General features: G+C 74.2%; 14 protein-coding genes. 1 reads left to right on the plus strand and 13 read right to left on the minus strand.

Features of this window, described 5'->3' with window-relative positions:
* Positions 1-114 precede the first annotated feature (114 nt).
* The 8 genes from DRV96_RS10015 to DRV96_RS10050 all read right to left on the minus strand — a co-directional run bounded on the left by DRV96_RS10015 (position 115) and on the right by DRV96_RS10050 (position 7,405).
* Complete coding sequence (locus DRV96_RS10015; protein ID WP_210757012.1) at positions 115-1,002, minus strand: ribose-phosphate diphosphokinase; 888 nt, start codon at positions 1,000-1,002, stop codon at positions 115-117.
* Positions 999-2,567 (minus strand): thymidine phosphorylase family protein, encoded by a 1,569-nt coding sequence (locus DRV96_RS10020; RefSeq protein WP_119290529.1) that lies wholly within the window; start codon positions 2,565-2,567, stop codon positions 999-1,001. Before DRV96_RS10020 ends, DRV96_RS10015 begins: the two co-directional genes overlap by 4 nt.
* Positions 2,564-3,355, minus strand: coding sequence for a lysophospholipid acyltransferase family protein (locus DRV96_RS10025; RefSeq protein ID WP_119290532.1), 792 nt, complete (start codon positions 3,353-3,355; stop codon positions 2,564-2,566). The genes DRV96_RS10020 and DRV96_RS10025 overlap by 4 nt, the downstream gene beginning before the upstream one ends.
* Before the next feature lie 34 nt (positions 3,356-3,389).
* Positions 3,390-4,718, minus strand: coding sequence for a dihydroorotase (locus DRV96_RS10030; protein ID WP_119290534.1), 1,329 nt, complete (start codon positions 4,716-4,718; stop codon positions 3,390-3,392).
* Positions 4,715-5,677 carry an aspartate carbamoyltransferase catalytic subunit gene (locus DRV96_RS10035; protein WP_119290536.1) on the minus strand — a complete coding sequence of 321 codons (963 nt, stop codon included), beginning with the start codon at positions 5,675-5,677 and terminating at the stop codon, positions 4,715-4,717. Before DRV96_RS10035 ends, DRV96_RS10030 begins: the two co-directional genes overlap by 4 nt.
* 22 nt (positions 5,678-5,699) lie before the next feature.
* On the minus strand, positions 5,700-6,203 hold the full coding sequence (pyrR, locus tag DRV96_RS10040) for a bifunctional pyr operon transcriptional regulator/uracil phosphoribosyltransferase PyrR (RefSeq protein ID WP_119290538.1): 504 nt from the start codon (positions 6,201-6,203) through the stop codon (positions 5,700-5,702).
* A complete protein-coding gene (ruvX, locus tag DRV96_RS10045; protein WP_119290540.1) occupies positions 6,200-6,613 on the minus strand; it encodes a Holliday junction resolvase RuvX in 414 nt (137 codons plus the stop codon). Before ruvX ends, pyrR begins: the two co-directional genes overlap by 4 nt.
* 213 nt (positions 6,614-6,826) lie before the next feature.
* A complete protein-coding gene (locus DRV96_RS10050; protein ID WP_119290542.1) occupies positions 6,827-7,405 on the minus strand; it encodes a YqgE/AlgH family protein in 579 nt (192 codons plus the stop codon).
* A gap of 34 nt (positions 7,406-7,439) precedes the next feature.
* On the opposite strand from DRV96_RS10050, the gene DRV96_RS10055 reads away from it, so the two are divergent.
* On the plus strand, positions 7,440-8,954 hold the full coding sequence (locus tag DRV96_RS10055) for a cryptochrome/photolyase family protein (RefSeq protein ID WP_119290544.1): 1,515 nt from the start codon (positions 7,440-7,442) through the stop codon (positions 8,952-8,954).
* A gap of 15 nt (positions 8,955-8,969) precedes the next feature.
* Here the strand turns inward: DRV96_RS10055 and DRV96_RS10060 are convergent, their stop codons facing one another.
* The 5 genes from DRV96_RS10060 to DRV96_RS10080 all read right to left on the minus strand — a co-directional run bounded on the left by DRV96_RS10060 (position 8,970) and on the right by DRV96_RS10080 (position 21,676).
* Positions 8,970-12,071 carry an efflux RND transporter permease subunit gene (locus DRV96_RS10060; RefSeq protein ID WP_119290546.1) on the minus strand — a complete coding sequence of 1,034 codons (3,102 nt, stop codon included), beginning with the start codon at positions 12,069-12,071 and terminating at the stop codon, positions 8,970-8,972.
* A 10-nt stretch (positions 12,072-12,081) separates the two neighbouring features.
* Positions 12,082-13,227: an efflux RND transporter periplasmic adaptor subunit gene (locus DRV96_RS10065; protein ID WP_119290548.1), complete on the minus strand. Its 1,146-nt coding sequence runs from the start codon at positions 13,225-13,227 to the stop codon at positions 12,082-12,084.
* The gene (locus DRV96_RS10070; RefSeq protein ID WP_119290550.1) at positions 13,224-14,696 is read right to left on the minus strand and encodes an efflux transporter outer membrane subunit; all 1,473 of its coding nucleotides are present in this window, start codon (positions 14,694-14,696) and stop codon (positions 13,224-13,226) included. The genes DRV96_RS10065 and DRV96_RS10070 overlap by 4 nt, the downstream gene beginning before the upstream one ends.
* Positions 14,693-15,391 (minus strand): CerR family C-terminal domain-containing protein, encoded by a 699-nt coding sequence (locus DRV96_RS10075; RefSeq protein WP_119290552.1) that lies wholly within the window; start codon positions 15,389-15,391, stop codon positions 14,693-14,695. Before DRV96_RS10075 ends, DRV96_RS10070 begins: the two co-directional genes overlap by 4 nt.
* A 108-nt stretch (positions 15,392-15,499) precedes the next feature.
* The gene (locus DRV96_RS10080; protein ID WP_119290555.1) at positions 15,500-21,676 is read right to left on the minus strand and encodes a hybrid sensor histidine kinase/response regulator; all 6,177 of its coding nucleotides are present in this window, start codon (positions 21,674-21,676) and stop codon (positions 15,500-15,502) included.
* Between the last annotated feature and the right edge of the window lie 36 nt (positions 21,677-21,712).

Consider the following 21,712-nt stretch of genomic DNA (forward strand, 5'->3'; position numbering starts at 1 on the left):
CACCCGCGCAGCAGCGCCGCGTGACGTTCGTTCCTCTGGCCCTGACGCCAACCCGACGGGCGTCTGCGGCGATCAATTGCCTCTCAGCCTCTGAGACGGCACCTGTGCCGCCGGTCACCGGCCGTCGGCGGCAGCGCGCAGCGCAGCCGCCAGCAGCGGCGCGACCGACACCACGTTGCTCGCGTGCGGCACGCAGTCGGTGCTCCAGACGTGGCGCACGCCGGCTGCGTGCAGCGACGCCACCGCATCGCCGACGAACAGCGCGTGCGTGACGGCCACGTCGACGCTGGCGGCACCGTGCGCCAGGGCCTCGCGCGCGGCCACGGCGAGCGTGTGGCCCGTGCTCGCGACGTCGTCGAGCAGCACGACGGCACGCCCGGCCAGCGCGAGCGGCGGCAACTCGATGGCGACGTCGCGGTCGCCGCGCCGGTGCTTGCGCCCGACGCCGGCCGCGAAGCCGTGCGCGCGCGCCGCCGCCTGCACCCACTGCGCAGCCTCCTCGTCGGGGCCGATCAGCACCGGCTGCTCGATGCGCGACGCGATCCACTCGCCCAGCAGCGGCGCGGCCGACAGCGCGATGCCGCACCGCCCGGGCAGCACCTCGTCGAGCGACGCGACGCGGTGCAGGTGCGGGTCGACGGTGACGACGGCGTCGAACGCGCCGGCCAGCAGCGCGCCGACGTGGCGCTGGCTGACGACCTCGCCCGGATGGAACGCCATGTCCTGCCGCATGTAGGCCAGGTACGGCGCGACCAGCGTCAGGTGGCGCGCGCCGAGCTCGCGCGCGCCGGCGGCAGCGAGCAGCAGCTCGACGAGCTTCTCGTTGGGCTGCTGCAGCCCGCGCAGCAGCACGACCTGCGGCGGCAGCGCGGCCGGCAGCGTCAGCCGCGTCTCGCCGTCGGGGAAGCGGTGGCGCGCGACGAACTGCGGCGCGATGCCGAGCGCCGCGCCGAGCGCGCGCGCGAGCGCCGCTTCGTCGTCGAACGCGAGCAGCGCCGTCACCACGCCGCCCCGTGCCCGCCGAAGCCGGCATAGTCGCGCGGCAGTTCGCTTGCGTCGCCGAGACGGTAGCCGCCGTCGCTGCCGGCGAGTTCGCGCGCGAACGCGAGGTCGGCCTCGTAGCGCGCGTGCACGCGGTACAGCGGCTCGCCGGCGGCGACGCGCTCGCCGAGCTTCTTCAGCAGCGCGATGCCGGCGTCGGGCACCTGCGGCGCGCCGGCCAGCCGCGCGATGCGCGCGATGCGCAGGTTGTCGATCGCGGTGACGACGCCGTCGCGCTCGGCGGTGACCTCGTGGGTCAGCGGCGCCGGCACCAGCGTCGGCGTGCGCCGGCCCTGCGCGTCGATGATCGCGTTCATGCGCTCGAGCGCGCGGCCCGAGTCGAGGATGTCGCGCGCGATGCGGTAGCCCTCGCCGCCGCGCACGTCGGGGTCGAACTCGATCACCCGCCCGGCCAGCCGCAGCGCCTTCTGCCGCAGGTCCGACGGCGCGTCGGGGTGGTTCTCGAGCACGAGCATCACGTCACGCGCCTCGAGCACGGGCCCGACGCCGCGGCCGATCGGCTGGCGGCCGTCGGTGATCACGGCGTCGAGCTGCAGCCCGAGGTGCGCGGCGACGTACTCGAACAGCTTCTTCAGCCGCTGCGCCTCGGGCATCGACCGGACCTTGGCGCTGGGCCCGACGGGGATGTCGAGCACGAGGTGCGTCGAGCCGGCAGCGATCTTCTTGCTCAGGATCGACGCGACCATCTGCCCCGGCGAGTCGATCGCCAGCGGCCGCTCGACCGAGATCAGGATGTCGTCGGCCGGGCTCAGCTCGGCGGTGCCGCCCCACGCGAGGCAGCCGCGCGTCTCGCGCACGATGGCCACCAGCCGCTCGAACGGCAGCGCGACCTCGGCCAGCACGTCCATCGTGTCGGCGGTGCCGGCCGGCGACGTGATCGCGCGCGACGAGGTCTTCGGGCACAGCATGCCGTGCGCCGCGACGATGGGCACCACCAGCATCGACGTGCGGTTGCCGGGGATGCCGCCGATGCAGTGCTTGTCGACCACCGGCCCGGCGCCGACCTCGTGGCGCCAGTCGAGGCGCCGCCCGACGGCGATCATCGCCTCGGTCAGGTGCAGCACCTCGTCGCGGTCGAGCTCGAACTGGTTCGTCGCGACGACGAAGGCGGCCAACTCGACCTTCGAGTACCTCGCCTGCGCGATGTCGCCGATGATCGCGTGCAGGTCGTCGCGGCCCAGCCGCTCGCCCGAGATCTTGCGGTGCAGCGCGGCGATCGAGCGCGGCGGCTCGGCGTGCGCGATCGATGCCTCGTGCCCGTCGGCCACGCCGATGCGCGCGAACGCCTCTTCGCTCAAGCCCAGTTCGCACACGTCGACGATACGCGCGTCGTCGACGACATTGAGCACCGCGAGGATCGAGCGGCCGTTGGCCTGCACCCGCACCTTGGCCAGCGCCTGGAAGCCGGCCGCGCGCACGACCGGGCAGTCGCGGTGCAGGTAGGCGACGTTCTCGCGGAACGTGTCGATGCCGACGCGGCGCAGGCGCAGGGTGGCGGTGCTCATCGGGACTCGGCGCAGGCGGTGGCGGTCGGGGTCGGCTCGGCCAGGTGCGGCGCGAGGGCTTCGGCGATCGACTGTCGCACAAGTCCGGCCAGCGCCCGGCGGTCGGCGTGCGCGCTGCCGGTGGGCGGCAGCACGCGCACGTGCACCGTCAGCTGCTCGCCGCACGCGAGCCGCCACAGGCTTTGCGCCAGCGTCGTGTCGCCGGTGAACTCGGCCGCCGGGCTGACGGCGTGCGTCGCATCGGCGTAGCGCAGCGCGACCGGCTGCACCGGCGTCGCGGTCGCGATCGCCGCCTGCAGCAGGTTGGCGTGGAACGGCAGCAGACAGTGGCCGTCGCTCGTCGTGCCCTCGGGGAACACGGCCACGGTCTGTCCAGCGGCGAGCGCCTCGGCCATCTGGTGCACGACGCGCAGCGCGTCGCGGCGCTTCTCGCGCTCGAGGTACAGCGTGCCGGCGGCGTCGACGAGGCCGTTGACGAGCGGCCAGTGGCGCACGTCGGCTTTCGAGACGAAGCGCGCCTGCGGACACACGGCGTGGATCGCCATGATGTCGAGCCACGAGACGTGGTTGGCGACGATCAGCTTGGCCGCCGGGCGGAACGTGCCCTGCACGTCCAGCCGCAGCCCGAGCGCGCGCAGCATGCCCGCCGCCCACCACGCGATGCGTGCATGGCGCCCCGCCGCGTCGAGCCACGGGAAGCGCCACAGCACGACGCCCAGCCCGTGCAGCCCGTGCACGACGGCACGCGCGAGGCGCCACGCGGCGCGCAGCCGCCTCGCCAGCGTCATGCGCCGCGCAGGGCGCGCCGCTGCCGCGCGCGTGTCATCGCGCCAGCGCCGCGTGCTCGCGCGCCTCGAACGCGACCGTGCCGGCCACGAGCGTCGCGACGACGACGCCCGGCAGCGCCATCCCCGTCGACGCGAACGCGAACGGCGTGTGCTTGCCCTGGCTCGCGAGCGCCTGCGGCGTCACGGCCCAGGTCGCGTCGGGGTCGAACACGCACACGTCGGCGACGCCGCCTTCGACCAGGCGCCCGGCGCTCGAGGCCAGCGAGCCGAGCGCGTCGCCGAGCACCGCCACCGGCCGGCTCGTCACGCGCGCGAGCGTGTCGGCCAGCGACAGGCCGGTGTCGGCGCCCCACTTCAGCGCCAGCCCGAGCAACAGCTCGAGGCCGGTCGCACCCGGCTCGGCCTCGCCGAACGGCAGCGTCTTCAGGTCGCCTTCGACCGGCGTGTGGTCCGACACCAGCGCGTCGAGCGTGCCGTCGGCCAGCCCGGCGCGCAGCGCGTCGCGGTCGGCGCTCTGGCGCAGCGGCGGCACGAGCCGCATCGCCGGGTTGAAGAAGCCGATGTCGACGTCGGTCAGGTGCAGCGAGTTGATGCTGACGTCGGCCGTCACCGGCAGCCCCTCGGCCTTGGCCGCGCGCACGAGCGCGACGCCGGCCGCGCTCGACAGCCGGCACAGGTGCACGCGGCAGCCGGTGGCGCGCACGAGCTCGAAGATCGTGTGCAGCGCGACCGTCTCGGCGGCCACCGGCACGCCCGACAGGCCCAGCCGCGTCGCCACCGCGCCGCTGGCGGCCACGCCCTTGCCGAGCCACGCGTCCTGCGGGCGCAGCCACACCGTGTAGCCGAACGTGGCCGCGTACTGCAGCGCACGCAGCAGCACCTGCGTGTCGCGCAGCGCGACGTCGGCCTGCGAGAAACCGACGCAGCCCGACTCGGTCAGTTCGGCCATCTCGGTCAGCGCCTCGCCCGCAAGCCCGCGCGTCAGCGCGCCGAGCGGGAACAGGCGGCACAGGCTGAGCTTGCGCGCGCGGAACTTGAGCATGTCGACGAGCCCCGGCTCGTCGAGCGGCGGGTCGGTGTCGGGCGGGCACACGAGGCTCGTGACGCCGCCGGCGGCGGCGGCGTTGAGCTCGCTCTCGAGCATGCCCTCGTGCTCGTGGCCCGGCTCGCGCAGCCGCGCCGCGAGGTCGACGAGGCCCGGCGCGACGACGAGGCCGGTGGCGTCGATCACGCGCTGCGGCTCGAAGTCGTGCGGCACGCTGCCGATCGCCGTGATGCGGCCGGCGGCGATCGCGACGTCGGCGATCTCGTCGCGCCCCGACGCCGGGTCGATCACGCGGCCATTGCGGATCAGGATCTTCATGCTTCGTTCCCCGCGATGATCGACATCACCGCCATGCGCACCGCGATGCCGAACGTGACCTGCGGCAGGATCACGCTGTGGCTGCCGTCGGCCACTGCGGAGTCGATCTCGACGCCGCGGTTGATCGGGCCCGGGTGCATCACGATGCAGTCGGGCTTCGCGAGCGCGAGCTTGTCGGGCGTCAGGCCGTAGTGCTTGAAGAACTCGCCGGCGCTGGGCAGCATCGCGCCGCTCATGCGCTCGTTCTGCAGCCGCAGCATGATGATCACGTCGGCGTCGCGGATGCCCTCGGCCATGTCGTGGCACACGCGCACGCCCATCGCGCGCAGGTCGCCGGGCACGAGCGTCTTCGGGCCCACCGCGCGGATCTCGGGCACACCCAGCGTCGTCAGCGCGTGGATGTCGCTGCGCGCGACGCGCGAGTGCACGATGTCGCCGACGATCGCCACCACGAGGTTCGTGAAGTCGCGCTTGTAGTGGCGGATCGTGTACATGTCGAGCAGCCCCTGCGTCGGGTGCGCGTGGCGCCCGTCGCCGGCGTTGACGACGTGCACGTGCGGCGCGCAGTGCTCGGCGATCAGGTACGGCGCGCCGCTCTCGGCGTGGCGCACGACGAACAGGTCGGCGTGCATCGCGCTCAGGTTGGCAATCGTGTCGAGCAGGCTCTCGCCCTTGGCCGTGCTGCTGCGCGCGATGTCGAGGTTGATCACGTCGGCCGACAGCCGGCTCGCCGCGATCTCGAACGTCGTGCGCGTGCGCGTCGAGTTCTCGAAGAACAGGTTGAACACGCTCTTGCCGCGCAGCAGCGGCACCTTCTTGACCTCGCGCTCGTGCACGCTCAGGAAGGTGCCCGCGGTGTCGAGGATCTGCGTGACGACGGCCTTGGGCAGGCCCTCGATCGAAAGCAGGTGGATCAGCTCGCCGTGCTTGTTGAGCTGGGGGTTGCGGCGCGACAGCATCGGGCGGGGCTTCCGGGGTGAGTCAGGCGTTGGCTTCGACGGCGAACGTGAACAGGCCCGCCGGGTCGCGCGCGAGCGAGAGTTTCTGGGACTTCGGCAGCACGACCTTGGCCGCCGCATAGCCGGCCTCGATCGGCAGCTCGCGCCCGCCGCGGTCGACGAGCACCGCGAGCTGCACGCTGGCCGGCCGGCCGAAGTCGAACAGCTCGTTGATCACGGCGCGGATCGTGCGCCCGGTGTAGAGCACGTCGTCGACGAGCACGATGTGCGCGCCGTCGACGGCAAACGGCAGCTTCGTCGCGTCGGTGCCGGCGGCCATGCCGCGCTGGCCGAAGTCGTCGCGGTGCAGCGAGCTGCTGATCACGCCGGGCGCGCCGGGCAAGCCGAGGTCGGCCTGCAGCCGCTCGGCGAGCCACGCGCCGCCCGACCACACGCCCACCAGCACGCCGCCGGGCTTGAGCAGCCGTCGCACGCCGTGCACGAGCTCGCGGTACAGCGCTTCGGCGTCGAGGGTCAGCGTCGTCATCGTGGGTGCTCCCGCAGGTACTGGTCGAGGATCAACGCGGCCGACGCCGCGTCGACGTCGGCCGCGCGGCCGGCGATCGCCTCGGTCGTCGTGTAGCGCTCGTCGACTTCGTGCACCGGCAGCCGGAAGCGTCCGTGCAGCTGGCGCGCGAAGCGCTGCGCGCGCCGCGTATTGTCGTGCGCCGCGCCGTCGGGGTGGAACGGCACGCCGACGACGAGCGCGTCGGGGCGCCACTCGTCGATCAGCCGCGCGATCGCGGCGAAGCGCGCGTCGCCCTCGGCCGCGATCGTCGTCAGCGGCTGCGCGCGCCCGAGCAGCGAGTTGCCCACCGCGACGCCCACGCGTCGGGTCCCGAAATCGAAAGCGAGAAAGCTCAGAGGCCGGGTCGTCGATGCACCCGGTGCCGTCATCGCGCCAAGCAACCGGGGAGCCGGGCGCAGCCCGCGACCCTTCCAGCGGCCGCCGTGGGTCCGGCTTTGCCGGCCCACTGGCGAGCCTTGCAGGCCGCGCCGGACCTTGCGGTCCGGCCGCTCGCCAGGCACGAAAGGTCCGCGGGACCTTTCGTGTCCGGGCTCGCCCCCCCCTCGGGGGAGGCGCCGAAGGCGCTTCGGGGGGGGGTCAGTTCATGCATGTCCCGCGTCTTGCGACAGCATGCGCGGGTCGATGCCCAGCAGGCGCACCGCGCGCTCGTAGCGCTGCTCGGCCGGTGTGTCGAAGATGATCTGCGGGTCGGCCTGCACCGTCAGCCAGCCGTTGCGGCCGATCTCGTCTTCGAGCTGGCCGGCGCCCCAGCCGCTGTAGCCCAGCGTGACGAGCACGCGCTTCGGCCCGCCGCCGGCGGACATCGCCTCGAGCACGTCGCGGCTCGTCGTCATCTCGAGCCCGCCGGGGATCTCGAGCGTCGAGTTGTACGGGCTGCCGTCGGTGCCGAGCTTCTCGTGCAGCACGAAGCCGCGTTCGGTCTGCACCGGCCCGCCGAAGTAGACCGGTTCGTCGGCGAGGTCGTCGCGATCGAGCGTGAGGTCGACCTTCTCGAACAGGTTCTTCAGCTTGATGTCGATCGGCTTGTTGATCACCAGCCCGAGCGCGCCCTTGTCGGTGTGCTCGCACAGGTAGACGACGGCGCCGGCGAACGTGTCGTCGGCCATGCCGGGCATGGCGATCAGGAACTGGTTCGTCAGGTCGATGCGGCGCTCGCCCATGCGCGGATTCTATTCACGCGTCACACTCCGGCCCATGAATCCGACTGCCGAGCGCGAGCTCGACGCCGCCCTCGTGTGGCTGCGGCGCGACCTGCGCGTCGACGACCACGCCGCGCTGTACCACGCGCTGCGCGCGGCGCGCCGCGTGTGGTGCGCGTTCGTGTTCGACACCGCGATCCTCGACGCGCTGCCGCGCGCCGACCGGCGCGTCGAGTTCATCCGCGACAGCCTCGTCGGCGTCGACGCCGAGCTGCGCGCGCTCGGCGCCTCGCACGGCGTCGACGGCGCCGGCCTGCTCGTCGCGCACGGCCGCGCCGCCGACGTGCTGCCGGCGCTGGCCGACGCGCTGCACGTGCAGGGCGTCTACGCGAGCCACGACGACGACCCCTACGCGCTCGCGCGCGACGCGCAGGTGCGCGGGCGGCTGTCGGAGCTCGGCATCGCGCTGCACACGAGCAAGGACCACGTGATCTTCGAGCGCGACGAGGTGCTCACGCAGGGCGGCAGCCCCTTCTCGGTGTTCACGCCGTACAAGAACGCGTGGCTGGCCAAGGTCGACCCGTTCTACCTGCGCGCGTACCCGGTCGCGAAGTACGCCGCCGCGCTGGCGCCGCGGCCCGCGCCGCCCGCGCTGCCCACCGGCCGCGTCTGGGCCGGCGTGCCGACGCTGGCCGAGATCGGGTTCGAAGCGACCAACCTGCACCAGCTGCGCCTGCCCACCGGCCCGGCGGGTGCCGCCGAACTGCTCGACGACTTCCTCGCCGAGCGCATCGACCGCTACCGCGAGACGCGCGACTACCCCGCCGTCAAGGGGCCGAGCTACCTCAGCACGCACCTGCGCTTCGGCACGGTGTCGATCCGGCGGCTCGCACGCGAGGCCTGGCAGCGCGCGCAGGCCGGCTCGGCCGGCGCGCAGGGCTGGCTGTCCGAGCTGATCTGGCGCGACTTCTACCACCAGATCCTGTACCACCACCCGCACGTCGTCGGCCACGCGTTCCGCCGCGAGTACGACCGCATCCACTGGGAGCACGGCAAGCACGCCGACGAGCACTTCGCCGCCTGGTGCGAAGGCCGCACCGGCTACCCGCTCGTCGACGCCGCGATGCACCAGCTCGCGCAGACCGGCTACATGCACAACCGGCTGCGCATGGTCACCGCGAGCTTCCTGACCAAGGACCTCGGCATCGACTGGCGGCGCGGCGAGGCCTGGTTCGCCGAGAAGCTCAACGACTTCGACCTCGCCGCCAACAACGGCGGCTGGCAGTGGGCCGCCTCGACCGGCTGCGACGCGCAGCCGTACTTCCGCATCTTCAATCCGGTCGCGCAGAGCGAGAAGTTCGACCCCGAGGGCCGCTTCATCCGCCGCTACCTGCCGCAGCTCGCGAAGCTGCCCGACAAGCTGATCCACGCGCCGTGGCTCGCGAGGCCGGCCGACCTCGACGCCGCCGGCGTGCGGCTCGGCATCGATTACCCGCGGCCGATCGTCGACCACGCCGCCGCGCGCGAGAAGACGCTGCAGCGCTACGCCGTTGTCAAGGCACGGCGCTGAGGCGGCTTCACGGCGTCAGGCCACCGCCTCGCCCGGCGCCGCCGGGCCGCCGATCTCGCGCCGCTTGCGGCCGAACAGGCGCCGCATGCGCTGCACCGCGTCGTCGACATAGGTGAAGACGACCGGCACGACGAGCAGGCTCAGGAACGTCGACGTGATCAGCCCGCCGATCACGACGATCGCCATCGGGCTGCGGAAGCTCGGGTCGACGCCGATGCCGAGTGCGATCGGCATCATGCCGGCGCCCATCGCGATCGTCGTCATCACGATCGGGCGCGCGCGCTTGCGGCACGCGTCGAGCACGGCGTCCCAGCGCGCGAGGCCGTGGTCACGGCGCGCGATGATCACATAGTCGACGAGCAGGATCGAGTTCTTCGTCGCGATGCCCATCAGCATGATCAGCCCGATCATGCTCGGCATCGAGATCGCCTTGCCGGTGACGAAGAGGGCCAGGAACGCGCCCGGCACCGACAGCACCAGCGCGGCGAGGATCGTCACCGGCTGCACGAAGTCCTTGAACAGCAGCACGAGCACGATGTAGATGCACAGCACGCCGGTGGCCATCGCCAGGCCGAAGCTCGCGAACAGCTCGTTCATCGCCTCGGCGTCGCCGATCGTGGTCTGGATCACGCCGGGCGGCAGCTGCTGCAGGCTCGGCAGCGCGAGCGCGCGCGCCTCGACCTCGCCGAGCGGCTGCTGGTTCAGCTCGATCTCGAAGTTCACGTTGCGCAGGCGGTCGTAGCGACTGATCACGGCCGGGCCGCTCTCGATCGCGAGCGTCGCGACGTTGCCCAGCATCACGGGCCCGCGCGCGCCGGGCACCGGCAGCCGCGCGAGCAGGTCGAGGTCGGCGCGCGCGTCGGCCGGCAGCCGCACGACGACGGGCACCTGCCGCTGCGCGAGGTTGAGCTTGGCCAGCGCCTGCTCGTAGTCGCCGGCGGTGGCGATGCGCAGCGTGTCGGCGATCGCCGCCGCCGTCACGCCGAGGTCGGCCGCGCGCGCCGGGTCGGGCCGCACGACGAGCTCGGGCCGCGTCAGCCCCGCGCTCGACGTGACGGCGCCGATGCCGGGGATCGTGCGCAGCTCCTGCTCGACGACGCGTGCGTGCTCGGCGAGCACGCGGCCGTCCTCGCCGGCGAGCACGAGCACGTACTTCTCCGACGAGCCGCCGAAGCCGACCTTCACGCGCGCACCGGGCAGCACCGCGAGCGCGTCGCGCAGCTCGGCCTCGATCTGCTGCTTGCGCACGCCGGGGCGCTCGCGCCGCGGCGTCATGTTGATCGTCAGCGTGGCCTTGCGCACCTCGGGCGCGCCGCCGGGCGTGAACGGGTCGCTGCCGGTGGCGCCGCCGCCGACCGCGGTGTAGACGAGCTGCACGTGCGGGTGACGCTGCACGATCTCGCGCGCGCGCTCGGCGGCGGCGAGCGTCTGCGCGAACGTGCTGCCCGGCGGCAGCTCGAGGCTGACCTGCGTCTGGCTCAGGTCGTCGGGCGGGATGAAGCCGGTGGGCAGCAGCGGCACGAGCGCGAACGAGCCGAAGAAGAACACCGCGGCGCCGACCAGCGTCGCGACGCGGTGCTTCAGGCACCAGCGCGCCCAGCCGAGGTACAGCGTGATCCAGCGCGGCGTGTCGTGCGCCGTCTTCGGCGCGTGCAACAGGTACGCGGCCATCATCGGCGTGAGCATGCGCGCGACGACGAGCGAGAAGAACACCGCGATCGCCGCCGTCCAGCCGAACTGGACGAAGAACTTGCCCGGCACGCCGCTCATGAACGCGGTGGGCAGGAACACGGCGATCAGCGTGAACGTCGTCGCGATCACCGCGAGCCCGATCTCGTCGGCGGCCTCCATCGCCGCCTGGTACGGCGTCTTGCCCATGCGCAGGTGGCGCGTGATGTTCTCGATCTCGACGATCGCGTCGTCAACGAGGATGCCCACCACCAGCGACAGCGCGAGCAGCGTGACGACGTTGACGGTGAAGCCCATCAGCCACATCACGCCGAAGGCCGGCAGGATCGACAGCGGCAGCGCGGTGGCCGCCACCAGCGTCGCGCGCCAGTCGCGCAGGAAGAACCAGACGACGACGATCGCGAGGAACGCGCCCTCGTAGAGCAGCCACATCGAGCCGTCGTAGTTCTCCTGCACCGGGTCGACGAAGTTGAACGCCTCGGTGAAGACGACGTCGGGGTGCTGCGCGCGCAGCGCGTCGACCTTGGCGCGCACGCCGGCGGCGACCTCGACCTCGCCGGCGCCGCGGCTGCGCGTGATCTCGAAGCCCACCACCGGCTGGCCGTTCAGCAGCGCGGCACTGCGCGGCTCGGCCACCGTGTCGGTGACGGTGGCGACCTCGGCGAGGCGGATGCGCCGCCCGTCGGCCAGCGTGACCTGCAGCTGCGCGAGCTCGTCGGCCGACGCGACGGTGGCGATCGTGCGCACCGTCTGCTCGGCGCCGCCCAAGTCGACGCGACCGCCCGAGGCCTCCTGCTGCACGCTGCGCAGCTGGCGCGAGATCTCGGCGGCGGTCGCATTGAGCGCGAGCAGCTTGGCCGGGTCGAGTTCGACGCGCACCTCGCGCGTGACGCCGCCCACGCGCGCGACCCTGCCGACGCCGGGCACCGCGAGCATCGCCTTCGTGACCCGGTCGTCGACGAACCAGCTCAGCGCCTCGTCGTCCATGCGCGCCGACGCGACCGTGTAGGTCAGGATCGGGCTGCCGCTGAGCTCCATCCTCGAGATCACGGGGTCGCGCAGGTCGCCCGGCAGGTCGGCGCGGATGCGGCTGACGGCGTCGCGCACGTCGTCGAGCGCCTCCTGCGTCGGCTTCTCGAGACGGAACTCGACGGTGATCGTCGCGGTGCCGTCCTGCACCTGGGCGTAGATGTGCTTGACGCCCTGGATCGTCGCCACCGCGTTCTCGATCTTGCGCGCGACCTCGGTCTCGAGCTGCGCCGGCGACGCGCCCGGCAGCGACGCCGTCACGGTGACGGTGGGCAGGTCGATGTCGGGGAAGTTCTGGATCTTCATCTGGCGGAAGCCCAGCAGCCCCACCAGCGTGAGCAGCACGAACAGCATCACGCCCGGGATCGGGTTGCGGATGCTCCACGCCGAAACGTTCATCGCACCCCCGTCACGGCGTCGCGACGACGCGCACCGCGTCGCCGTCGGCGAGGAACGCGCCGCCGCTGGCGACGACGCGCGCGCCGGCGTCGAGCCCGGCGCGCACCTCGATGCGGTCGCCCTGGCGGCGGCCGACCTCGACCTTGACCTGGCGCACGCGCGCGTCGTCGCCGACGACGAACACGTAGTGGAAGCCTTCGCGCAGCAGCACGGCACCCTGCGGCAGCGTCAGCGCGCTCGCGCGGCCGATCTCGAACTCGCCGCTGGCGAACATGCCGGCCTTCGCGCCGGCCGCGCCGCGCGGCAGGTCGACGTAAACGAGACCGTTGCGCGTGGCCGCGTCGACGGTGGGCGCGACGACGCGCACGCGGCCTTCGATCGGCGTGCCGCCGGCCGGCGTCACGCTCGCACGCTGGCCGGGGCGGATCGCCGCCAGGCTCGGCGCGGGCACCTCGGCGCGCCACTCGAGCCGGCCCTGGCGGATCAGGCGGAACAGCTCGGTGCCCGCCGGCAGCACGGCACCGACGGTGGCGCTGCGCGCCGAGATCACGCCGTCGTCGGGCGCACGCACCTGCGTCTGCGCCAGGCGCAGCTCCTGCGCCTTCGCCGCGGCGCGCTGCGCCTCGAGCCGCGCCTGCGCGGTGCGCTCGGCCGTCAGGTACTGGTTGATCTGCTGCGCGCTCAAGGCCCCGGTGGCCTGCAGCTCGCGCGCGCGCTGCGCGTTGGCCGACGCCTCGGCCAGCATCGCCTCGGCCTCGGCGACCGCGGCGCGGGTCTGCAGCAACTCGGCCTGCACCGTGTCGGCGGCGAACGTGGCCAGCACCTGGCCACGCTTGACGGCGTCGCCGACGTTGACCCGCACCTGCGCGAGCCGCAGCCCGTTCGCCTCGGTGCCGACGCTGGCCTCCTGCCACGCGGCGATGCTGCCGTTGGCGGTGACGACGAGCGGCCAGTCGGCGCGCTGCGGCTGCGTGACGGTGACCGTCAGCGCGGGCCTCGCGGGGGCGGCCGGCGGGCCGTTGGCGTTGTCGGCCGCGCGCACCGACAGCACGACCGTGGCGGTCACGGCGACGACGGTGGCGGCCACTGCGCCCGCCGCGAGCAGCGTGCGGCGGCGCGACGCCGGAACGGCGGGAGGCAAAAAGCGCTTGTTCATCGTGAGGGGCCGGCGACGGCGGTGCCGTCGGCGGAAGCGGATGGGGTGCCAGTGGGGGCGTCGTCGGTCGGCGCCCAGCCGCCGCCGAGCGCGCGGTACAGCGAGATCCACGCGGTGACGCGCTCGCGCTCGAGCTCGATTGCGTCGCGCCGCGCGGCCAGTGCGGTGCGGCGCGCGTCCTCGAGTTCGAACAGGCTGGCCAGTCCGCCGCGGTGCAGCCCTTCGGTGGCACGCAGCGAGGCCTCGTAGCCGTCGCTGGCGCGCTGCGCGTCGAGTGCGCGTGCGGCGGTGCCCTGCAGCGTGACGAGGGCCGATTCGACCTCACGCACCGCCTGCCGCAGCGCCAGCGCGTACTGCGCGCGCGCCTCGTCGTAGCGCGCGCGCGCCGCGTCGACGCCGGCGGCGCGGGCGCCGGCGTCGAACACCGGCAGCGTGACCTGCAGCGGCCCGAGCGACCACGTCGTGCCCTGCGTCGCGAGCGCGCCCGCATCGAGCCGCGCCGGCCCGACCGCGCCGGCCAGCGTGACACGCGGGTAGCGCTCGGCGTCGGCCTGGCCGACCTCGGCCGCGGCGGCGGCCACGCGCTGCGCGGCCGCCGCGAGGTCGGGGCGCTGCGCGAGCGCCTGCGCCGGCACGCGATCGACGGCGATCGCCGCCGGGCGCGGCACGCGGGCACGACCTTCGGCCAGCGCGTCGCGCAGCCGCGCCTCGTCGGCGCCGGTCAGCGCGACGAGCGCCTTGAGTTCGAGCTCGCAGCGCTGCTGCTGCGCCTCGGCCTGGAAGCGCGCCTGCGCCGCACTCGCACGCGCCAGGTCGGCCGCCGCCGGCGCGCGAAAACCGGCCTCGGCAGCCAACGTCGTCAGCCGCGCGGTCTCCTCGCGCGAGCGTGCGTCGGCGCGCAGCGGGTCGAGCAGCGCCTCGCAGGCGCGCAGCGCGACGTAGCTGGTGCCGACTTCGGCCGCGAGCGCGACGCGCGCGGCGTGCCAGTCGGCGTGCGTCGCGTCGACGCGGGCCCGCGCGGCGTCGTAGGCGGCGTCGAGGCGGCCGAACAGGTCGACCTCCCAGCTCGCGCGCAGTTCGGCGCCGAGCCGCGTCGCGGTCGGCGACGCGAGGTCCGGCCGGCCGCGCAAGGCGCTCGCGTTGGCGTCGAGCGCCGGCCACGCGCGCGCGTCGACGCCGGCGCGCGCGGCGCGCGCCTGTGCGATGCGCGCAGCCGCCGCGGCCAGCGTCGGGCTCGACGCCTGCGCCTCGGCGACGAGCGCGGCCAGACGCGCGTCGTCGAACTGCTGCCACCAGCGCGCGAGGTCGGCGCGCGGTGCCGCGTCGCCCGCCGCCGGCTCGGCGGGCAGGAGCGCGTGCCAGCGCGCCGGCGCCTCGGCGGTGGCCACCGGCGGGCGCGGCGCGGCGCAGCCGGCGAGCAGCACGGCGGCGGCCAGCGCGGTTGCGGCGACGGCGCGCCCGCGCGTCATCGCGCCACCCCGGGTGCGCAGCCGGCGCGACGCCGCGCTTCGGCTTCGACCATCGCGAGCGCGTAGCGCACGAGGCGGTCGGTCCAGTCGCCGACGGCCCCCGCTGCGGCGAGCAGCGACGGCGCCAGCGCATCGACGATGTCACGCCCGACGTGCAGGTGCACGCCGAGCCCGGCGATGCAGATCGCGAGGCGGTGCAATTCGTCGTCGGGCTGCGCGAGCGCGAAGTGGCGCTGCAGCGCAGCGACGAGCGCGGCGTGCATCGGTCCGATGTCGCGGCGCAGCTCTTCGTCCCACAAGCCGGTGGGCTCGAACATCTCGCGAAAGCGCAGCTTCATGCACAGCCGCGGCGTGTCACCGTCGCCCAGCGGTGCGAGCAGGTCGGCGTAGAAGGCGGCGAGCGTCTGTTCGAGCGTCAGCGCCGCGCCAGCGTCGAGCCACGCCGGCTCGCGCTCGCGCCCGCACAGCGGCTCGAAGAATGCGGCGCGGTACAGCCCGGCCTTGTCGCCGAAGTGGTAACTGATCGCCGCGACGTTGACGCCCGCGGCTTCGGCGATCTCGCGCGTCGAGGTCTTCGCGAAGCCCTGCTGCGCGAACAGGCGCAGACCGGCGCGCAGCAGACGATCGCGCGTCGCGTGGCGCTCGCCGCCGGCGGGCGCGGCAGGCAGGGCGTCGGGCGTCGATGCGGTAGCCATGACCGCATCGTAGCCCTGAATCAAACGTTTGATTGAGTTCGGGCAAAAGCCGTGGCCAGCCCCAGGGTGATCCCGGGGCCCGGCAGCGGGTCGCGGCGCCGCCGCCCCTCAGGCCGCGACCGGCAGTCGCGCGTGGCGGGCGACCAGTTCGAGCAGCTCGTCTTCCGAGTACGGCTTGCCGAGGTAATGGTCGACACCGAGTTGCGCAGCGACGTCGCGGTGCTTCTGCGCGATGCGCGAGGTGATCATGATCACCGGCAGATGGCGCCAGCGTGCGTCGGCGCGCAGGTTGCGCACGAGGTCGAAGCCGTCCATGCGCGGCATCTCGATGTCGCTGAGCACGACCGCCGGCATTTCGTCGGCCAGCCGCTCGAGCGCCTCGAGGCCGTCCTTGGCCAGCGCGACGCGGTAGCCCTCGCGCACCAGCAGGCGCTGCGTGACGCGGCGCACCGTCAGCGAGTCGTCGACGACGAGCACCAGCGGCGCGACGTCGCCGGTGCCCGCTGTCGCGGCCGCCGCGCCCTGCGACGCGCGGCCCGCGCGCATGCGCTCGCGCGCCGCGTCGCCATACACCGCGGCCAGCGCGACCGGGTTGTAGATCAGCGCCGGCATGCCCGAGGCCAGCAGCGTCATCCCCGCCAGACCGGGCAGCCGCGACAGCTGCGGGCCCAGGTTCTTGACCACCGCTTCCTGGTTGCCGACGACTTCGTCGACGTGCAGCACGACGCGCTGCTGCGCGCTGCGCACGACGACCAGCGTCGCGTTGCGCGCCGGCTGGGCGCTGCGCGCGCTCTCGTCGAGCAGCGCCCCGAGCCAGAAGAACGGCAGCCGGTCGCCGCCGAGGTCGATCGCACCTTCGCGGTACGCCGGCTCGAGCGAGTCGGCGGGCACGCGCTTGACGAGCTCGATCAGCGTCGACGGCACCGCGACGCGCGTGTCGCCGCAGCGCAGCATCACGACCTGCGTCACCGCGGTGGTCAGCGGCAGCACGAGCTTGAAGCTGGTGCCCTGGCCGGCGGCGGTGGCGGTCTCGATGCGCCCGCCCATCGCGACGACTTCGGAGCGCACGACGTCCATGCCGACGCCGCGGCCGGCGAGTTCGGTGACCTGCTCGGCGGTCGAGAAGCCGGGGGTGTAGATGAGCTGCGCGATCTCGGCGTCCGACATCTCGGCGTCGGGCGCGACGAGGCCGAGCGCGACGCCGCGCTCGCGGATGCGCGCGAGGTTCAGCCCGGCGCCGTCGTCGCGGAACTCGACGGCGACTTCGTTGCCCTCCTGCCGCAGCACGACGGTGATCTGGCCGGTGGCGTCCTTGCCGGCGGCGACGCGCGCCTCGGGCATCTCGATGCCGTGCGTGACGCAGTTGCGCAGCAGGTGCTCGAACGCCGGCGTCATGCGGTCGAGCACGCCTCGGTCGACTTCGATCGAGCCGCCGACGATGTCGAGCCGCACCTGCTTGCCGGTCTCCTTCGCGGCCTGGCGCACGACGCGGTACAGGCGCTCCGACAGGCTCTCGAACTCGACCATGCGCGTGCGCAGCAGGTCGTCCTGCAGGTCGCGCGTCAGCCGCGCCTGCGCGGCGAGGTCGTCCTCGGCCGCCTGCAGCGCGCGCTGCAGGCTGCGCTGCACGGTGGCCACGTCGTTGACCGACTCGGCCATCATGCGCGTGAGTTCCTGGAAGCGCGTGAAGCGGTCGAACTCGAGCGGGTCGAATTCCTGCGCCGCGGCCTTGGCCTGCTCCATGCGCGAGGCGATCTGCGTCTCGGCCTGCAGCTCGAGGTCGCGCAGCTGGCGGCGCAGACGCTCGAGGTTGTCGCTGAGGTCGGCGAGCGAGGCCTTGAGCGCGTTGACTTCGGCCTCGATGCGTGAGCGCGTGATGCTGACCTCGCCAGCCTGGTTGACCATGCGGTCGAGCAGCGGCACGCGCACCCGCACGGCGCCGCTGCCCGTCGTCGCCGCGGCCGCGGCCGCCTCGCCGCCGGTCGTGACGGCGCCGCCGGCGAAGCGGCTCCAGTCGATCGCGCTCGCCGCCGCGGCGGCGATCACCGTGGCGGGCGTCGGCGGCGTCGCGGCCTGCTCGACCGTCAGCGGCACGGCCGCGGCCAGCGGGACCGCCGGCGCCGTGGCCGTCGCCGGTCCGGCCGCCGCCGGCGCGCCGCCGGCGGCGCGCAGCGCCTCGAACGCCGCGCCGAGGTGGTCGGCGCGCACCTGCAGCGCCTCGACGTCGTGCGCCTGGACATCGCCGCGAGCGACCAGGCGCTCGATCGCGGTCTCGAGCCGGTGCGCCAGTTCGCCGACGCGCATCGCACCGGCCAGGCGCGCACCGCCCTTGAACGTGTGCAGCGTGCGCATGCACGCCGCCGCGCCGCCGGCATCCCCCGGGCGCTGCTGCCAGTCGCGCAGCCGCGCCGCGAGCTGTGGCAGCAGTTCGTTGGCCTCTTCCTCGAAGATCGGGAACAGCTCGGCGTCGACGGCATCGACGGCGTCGATGTCTTCCTCGCTGTCGAGCGCCTGCGCCGACACCGCACCGAGCACGGGCGGCAGCGTGTCCGGCGCCTGCGGCAGCGCGTGCAGCACCGTGGTCTCGCGCGGCGCGGCGGGCGCCTGCGGTGCCTCGTCCGGGGCCGCTGCCGCGGGTTCGGCGCTGTCCCACGTCGCTGGCGCCGCCGGCTCGGCCGCCGGTTCGGCCGGCGTCTCGATCGCGATCATCGGCACCATCGGTTCGGCCGGCTCGTCGGCCTCGACGACGTCGACCGCGAACGACGTCGTCACCGCGTCGGCCGGCGACTCGTCGCCGAGCGCCAGCCCACCGAGCGTGCCGAGATCGCCGGTCTGCGTCAGCTGCCGCAGCCGCTCGCTCGCTTCGCGTTCGTGTTCGGCCAGCCGCTCGAGCAGCTCGGCGGGCGCCGACGGCAGGAAGCCGGCGGCGAACTGGTGCAGCATGCGCCGCACCTGGTCGGCGGCTTCGACGAACAGTGCCGCGCCGGCCGGCGTCGCCTCGCCGAGCGCCTGCGTGCGCATCAGCGCATGCTCGAGCGCGCGCGCCAGGTTCGACAGCTCGTCGAAGCCCACCGTCGCCGAACTGCCGGCCAGCGAGTGGGCCTGCGCGACCGCCGCGTCGGGCAGCGCGCGGTGCAACTCGTGCGACCACTCGGCCAGTTCGGTGGCGAGGCGGCGCGACAGCTCGTCGGCCTCGTTGAGGTAGATGTTGAACAGCGCGATGCTCACGCGCAGCGGGCCGATCGCCTTGTACTGGTCGGCGTCGGTGCCCACGGCAGCCGGCGCGGGCGGCTCGGGCTCGACGACCGGCGCGGGCGGCTCGGGCTCGGCCGGCAGGTCGAGCGTGATCGGCTCGACGAGCGGGGACTCGACGAGCGGCGCCGCCGGCGTCGCCTCGGCGGCAGCGAACCCGGCGGCCGGCGACGGGACCTCGGGCACCTCGTCGGTCGGCGGCAGCGACAGCTCGAACGCCTCCAGCAGCACAGGTGCTTGCGGCGCCGCATCGGCCAGCGGCATCGGCTCCGTCTCGGCGCCCTCGTCCTGCGCCGGCGCCACCGGCTCGTCGACGGCGGCCGCCTCGACGGTCTCGATCGCGAGGCCGGCGAACGGATCGTCGATGGCCGCCTCGTCGGGCACGGATTCGACGACGTCGGTGAGCACCGGCCCGTCGTCGGCGAGCGCGGCCGGGCGCGTGTCGAGCGCGTCGTCCAGCGGCAGCTCGGGCAGTTCGTCGGCGCGCGGCACCGCGGGCGCGGCGGCGCCCGGCAGCGCCAGCGGCTCGCGCCGGCGCGCGGTGCGCATCGCGTCGGCGGCGGCGCGTACCGGCTGCGAACGGTGGCCGCCGTCGCGGCGCTGCGCGATCGCCTCGACCCAGTCGCCGAGGTAGGCCAGCGCGTCGTGCGTGAAGCCGAGCAGGTCGTCGTCGGCGCGCGGCGCCTCGGCCAGACGCGCGTTGTACAGCTGCTCGCAGGCCCAGCCGGCCTCGCCGAAGTCGTTCAGGCCGACCATGCGCGAGCTGCCCTTGAGCGTGTGGAACGCGCGGCGCACCGTGGTCAGCTCGGCGAGGTCCTCGGGCGCGCGCGACAGCGCTGCGAGCGCCTCGCGCGCGCCGGCCATCACCTCGCGCGCCTCGTCGAGGAAGATCTCGCGCATCTCGGCGTCGTCCTCGAGGCCGCTGTGCCCCTCGGCGGCGGGAGCCGCCGGCGGCGGCACCGGCACGGGCGCCGGCGCCTCGACGGCGGGGGCGGCGCTGGCCGCGACGAGGTCGGCCATCGTCTTGGCGATCTGTTCGCGCGCCTGATGGCGCGCGACGTCGTCGCCGGCGCGCGCGAGCGCGCTGCGCGCACGGCTGGCCGCCTCGGCCAGCGCGGCCTGGTCGGCCACGAGCGCCTGCTGCGACAGGCGCTCGAGCGAGCGGCGCACTTCGTCGTCGTCGACGTCGGCACGCACGGCGTCCTGCGCCAGCGACTGTGCCTGCTCGATCAGCGCAGCCTGCGGCGCCGCGTCCTCGGCGGGTACGCGCGACGGCGACGCACCGACGCGCGAGCGCAGCAGCCCCGACTCGGCGTCGAAGTGGAACAGCGACTTGGCCAGCGCCGGCTGCACGCTGAGCATGTCGATCAGGAAGCCCAGCGCACCGAGGTTGGTCGCCAGGCGGTCGACCCACGCCTGTGTGTCGCCGGCACCGGTCTCGCCGGCCACGAGCAACGCGTCGACGTCGTCGCGCATGCGCAGCACCGCCTGCGACGCCTCGTCGACGCCGAGCACCGAGAACACGCCGCGCATCGCCTGCAGCTGCGCCGGCGCGGCGGCCAGCGACGCGCGCTGCGTCGGGTCGCGGAAGTACTGGTCGATCAGCTTCTCGGCCTCGGCGAGCGAGGCGCGCAGCTCGTGCACGACGCTGCCCATCGTCTGGCGGTCCGACACGCGCCGGTACAGCTCCTCCATCCAGTCGTCGAGCATGCCGACGTCGGAGCCGGCGCGCACCAGCGCGATGCGCTGCGCCAGACGCTGCACGCGCTGCGCCTGCTGCGGGTGGTCGAATTCGCCGTCGTCGAGCGCGGCGTCGATCCACAGCAGCGCGGTGGCCACTTCCATCGCCACTTCGGGCGGCGGGGGCGCACCCCGCTCGGCGGCGTCGGCGGCGGCGCCGTGCAGCGCCTCGCCGAGCAGCTCGCCCTGCGGGAACAGGCGGCGCAGCGAGTCGGCGACGAGCGCGAACTGCTCGCCCAGTCCCATCGCGTGCTGCATCTCGCCGCCGGCGGCCGCCGACCAGGCGTCCTTGGCCGCGGCGACGCGCTTGCGCGCCTGCGCGACCCACGCCGGGTCGAAGCGCCCGAGCGAGGCGTTCTCGTAGTCGGTCGCGGCGCGCCCGGTGAGTCCGAACGCACGCCGTGCCGCGGCCAGCCGCGGCGTCTCGGCGCCGTCGCCGCCGACGCCGGCCTGGCTGCAGAAGAACAGCAGGTCGCGCCGCAGGCAGTCGAGCGCCGGGGCGGCGTCGCCGGCGCGCTCGGCCAGCCGCAGCTGCGCGAGCAGCCGCGACGCGATGCGCTTGGCGTAGACGTCGAGCGGCACCAGCCCCTTGGCCTGGCCTTCGAAGAAGGCGGCGGCGAGGTGCCACAGCGTCGCGTCGGGCTGGCCGGCGCGACCGTTGCCGAGCGCGGCGTACAGGTCGCTGATCCGCTCGGCGGCCGGGCCGCGCGGCTGGCGCAGCAGCGCCAGCGTCTGCGCCTCGACGTCGCTGCGCAAGTCGTCGCCGAAGCCGCGCGCCGGCGCGAGCGCGTCGGGGCCGAGTTCCGCGGTGCCGACCTCGTCGAACCACAGGTCCGCCGGGTGCACCCGGTCGGCACCGGCGAGCGCCTGCACGGCGCGGTACTGCGGGAACATCGACAGCGCCGACACCGGCTTGCCGGCGAGCTTGCGCGCGAGGAAGTCGAGCAGCGCGAACGAGGCCTTCTCGATCGTCTCGACCGAGGTGATGTCGGCCAGCGCCGGCTTGGCGATCAGGCGGCTGACCGCGGCCTCGCTCGCGCGCAGCAGCGTCGTCGCCGGCGGCAGCCCGACGAGCTCGAGCGCACCCACCGCCTGGTGCAGTTGCGCGCGCGCCTGGCGCAGCACCGCCGGGTCGACGGCGTCGACGTCGGACATGAACGACGACTCCGACTCGCGGATGTACCGCCGCAACGCCTTGTGCGCCGACTCGAGCGAGCGGCGCACTTCGTCGTGCACCCACGCCAGGGCGCTGAGGTCCTCGGCGGGCGGGGGAGTGATCGCGGCTGGGATCATCGCGGCGCGTCCTGACGGGTCGGGGTGCAAGGCGGT

This window comes from Azohydromonas sediminis (assembly GCF_003574675.1).
Taxonomy (GTDB): Bacteria; Pseudomonadota; Gammaproteobacteria; order Burkholderiales; family Burkholderiaceae_C; genus Calidifontimicrobium; species Calidifontimicrobium sediminis.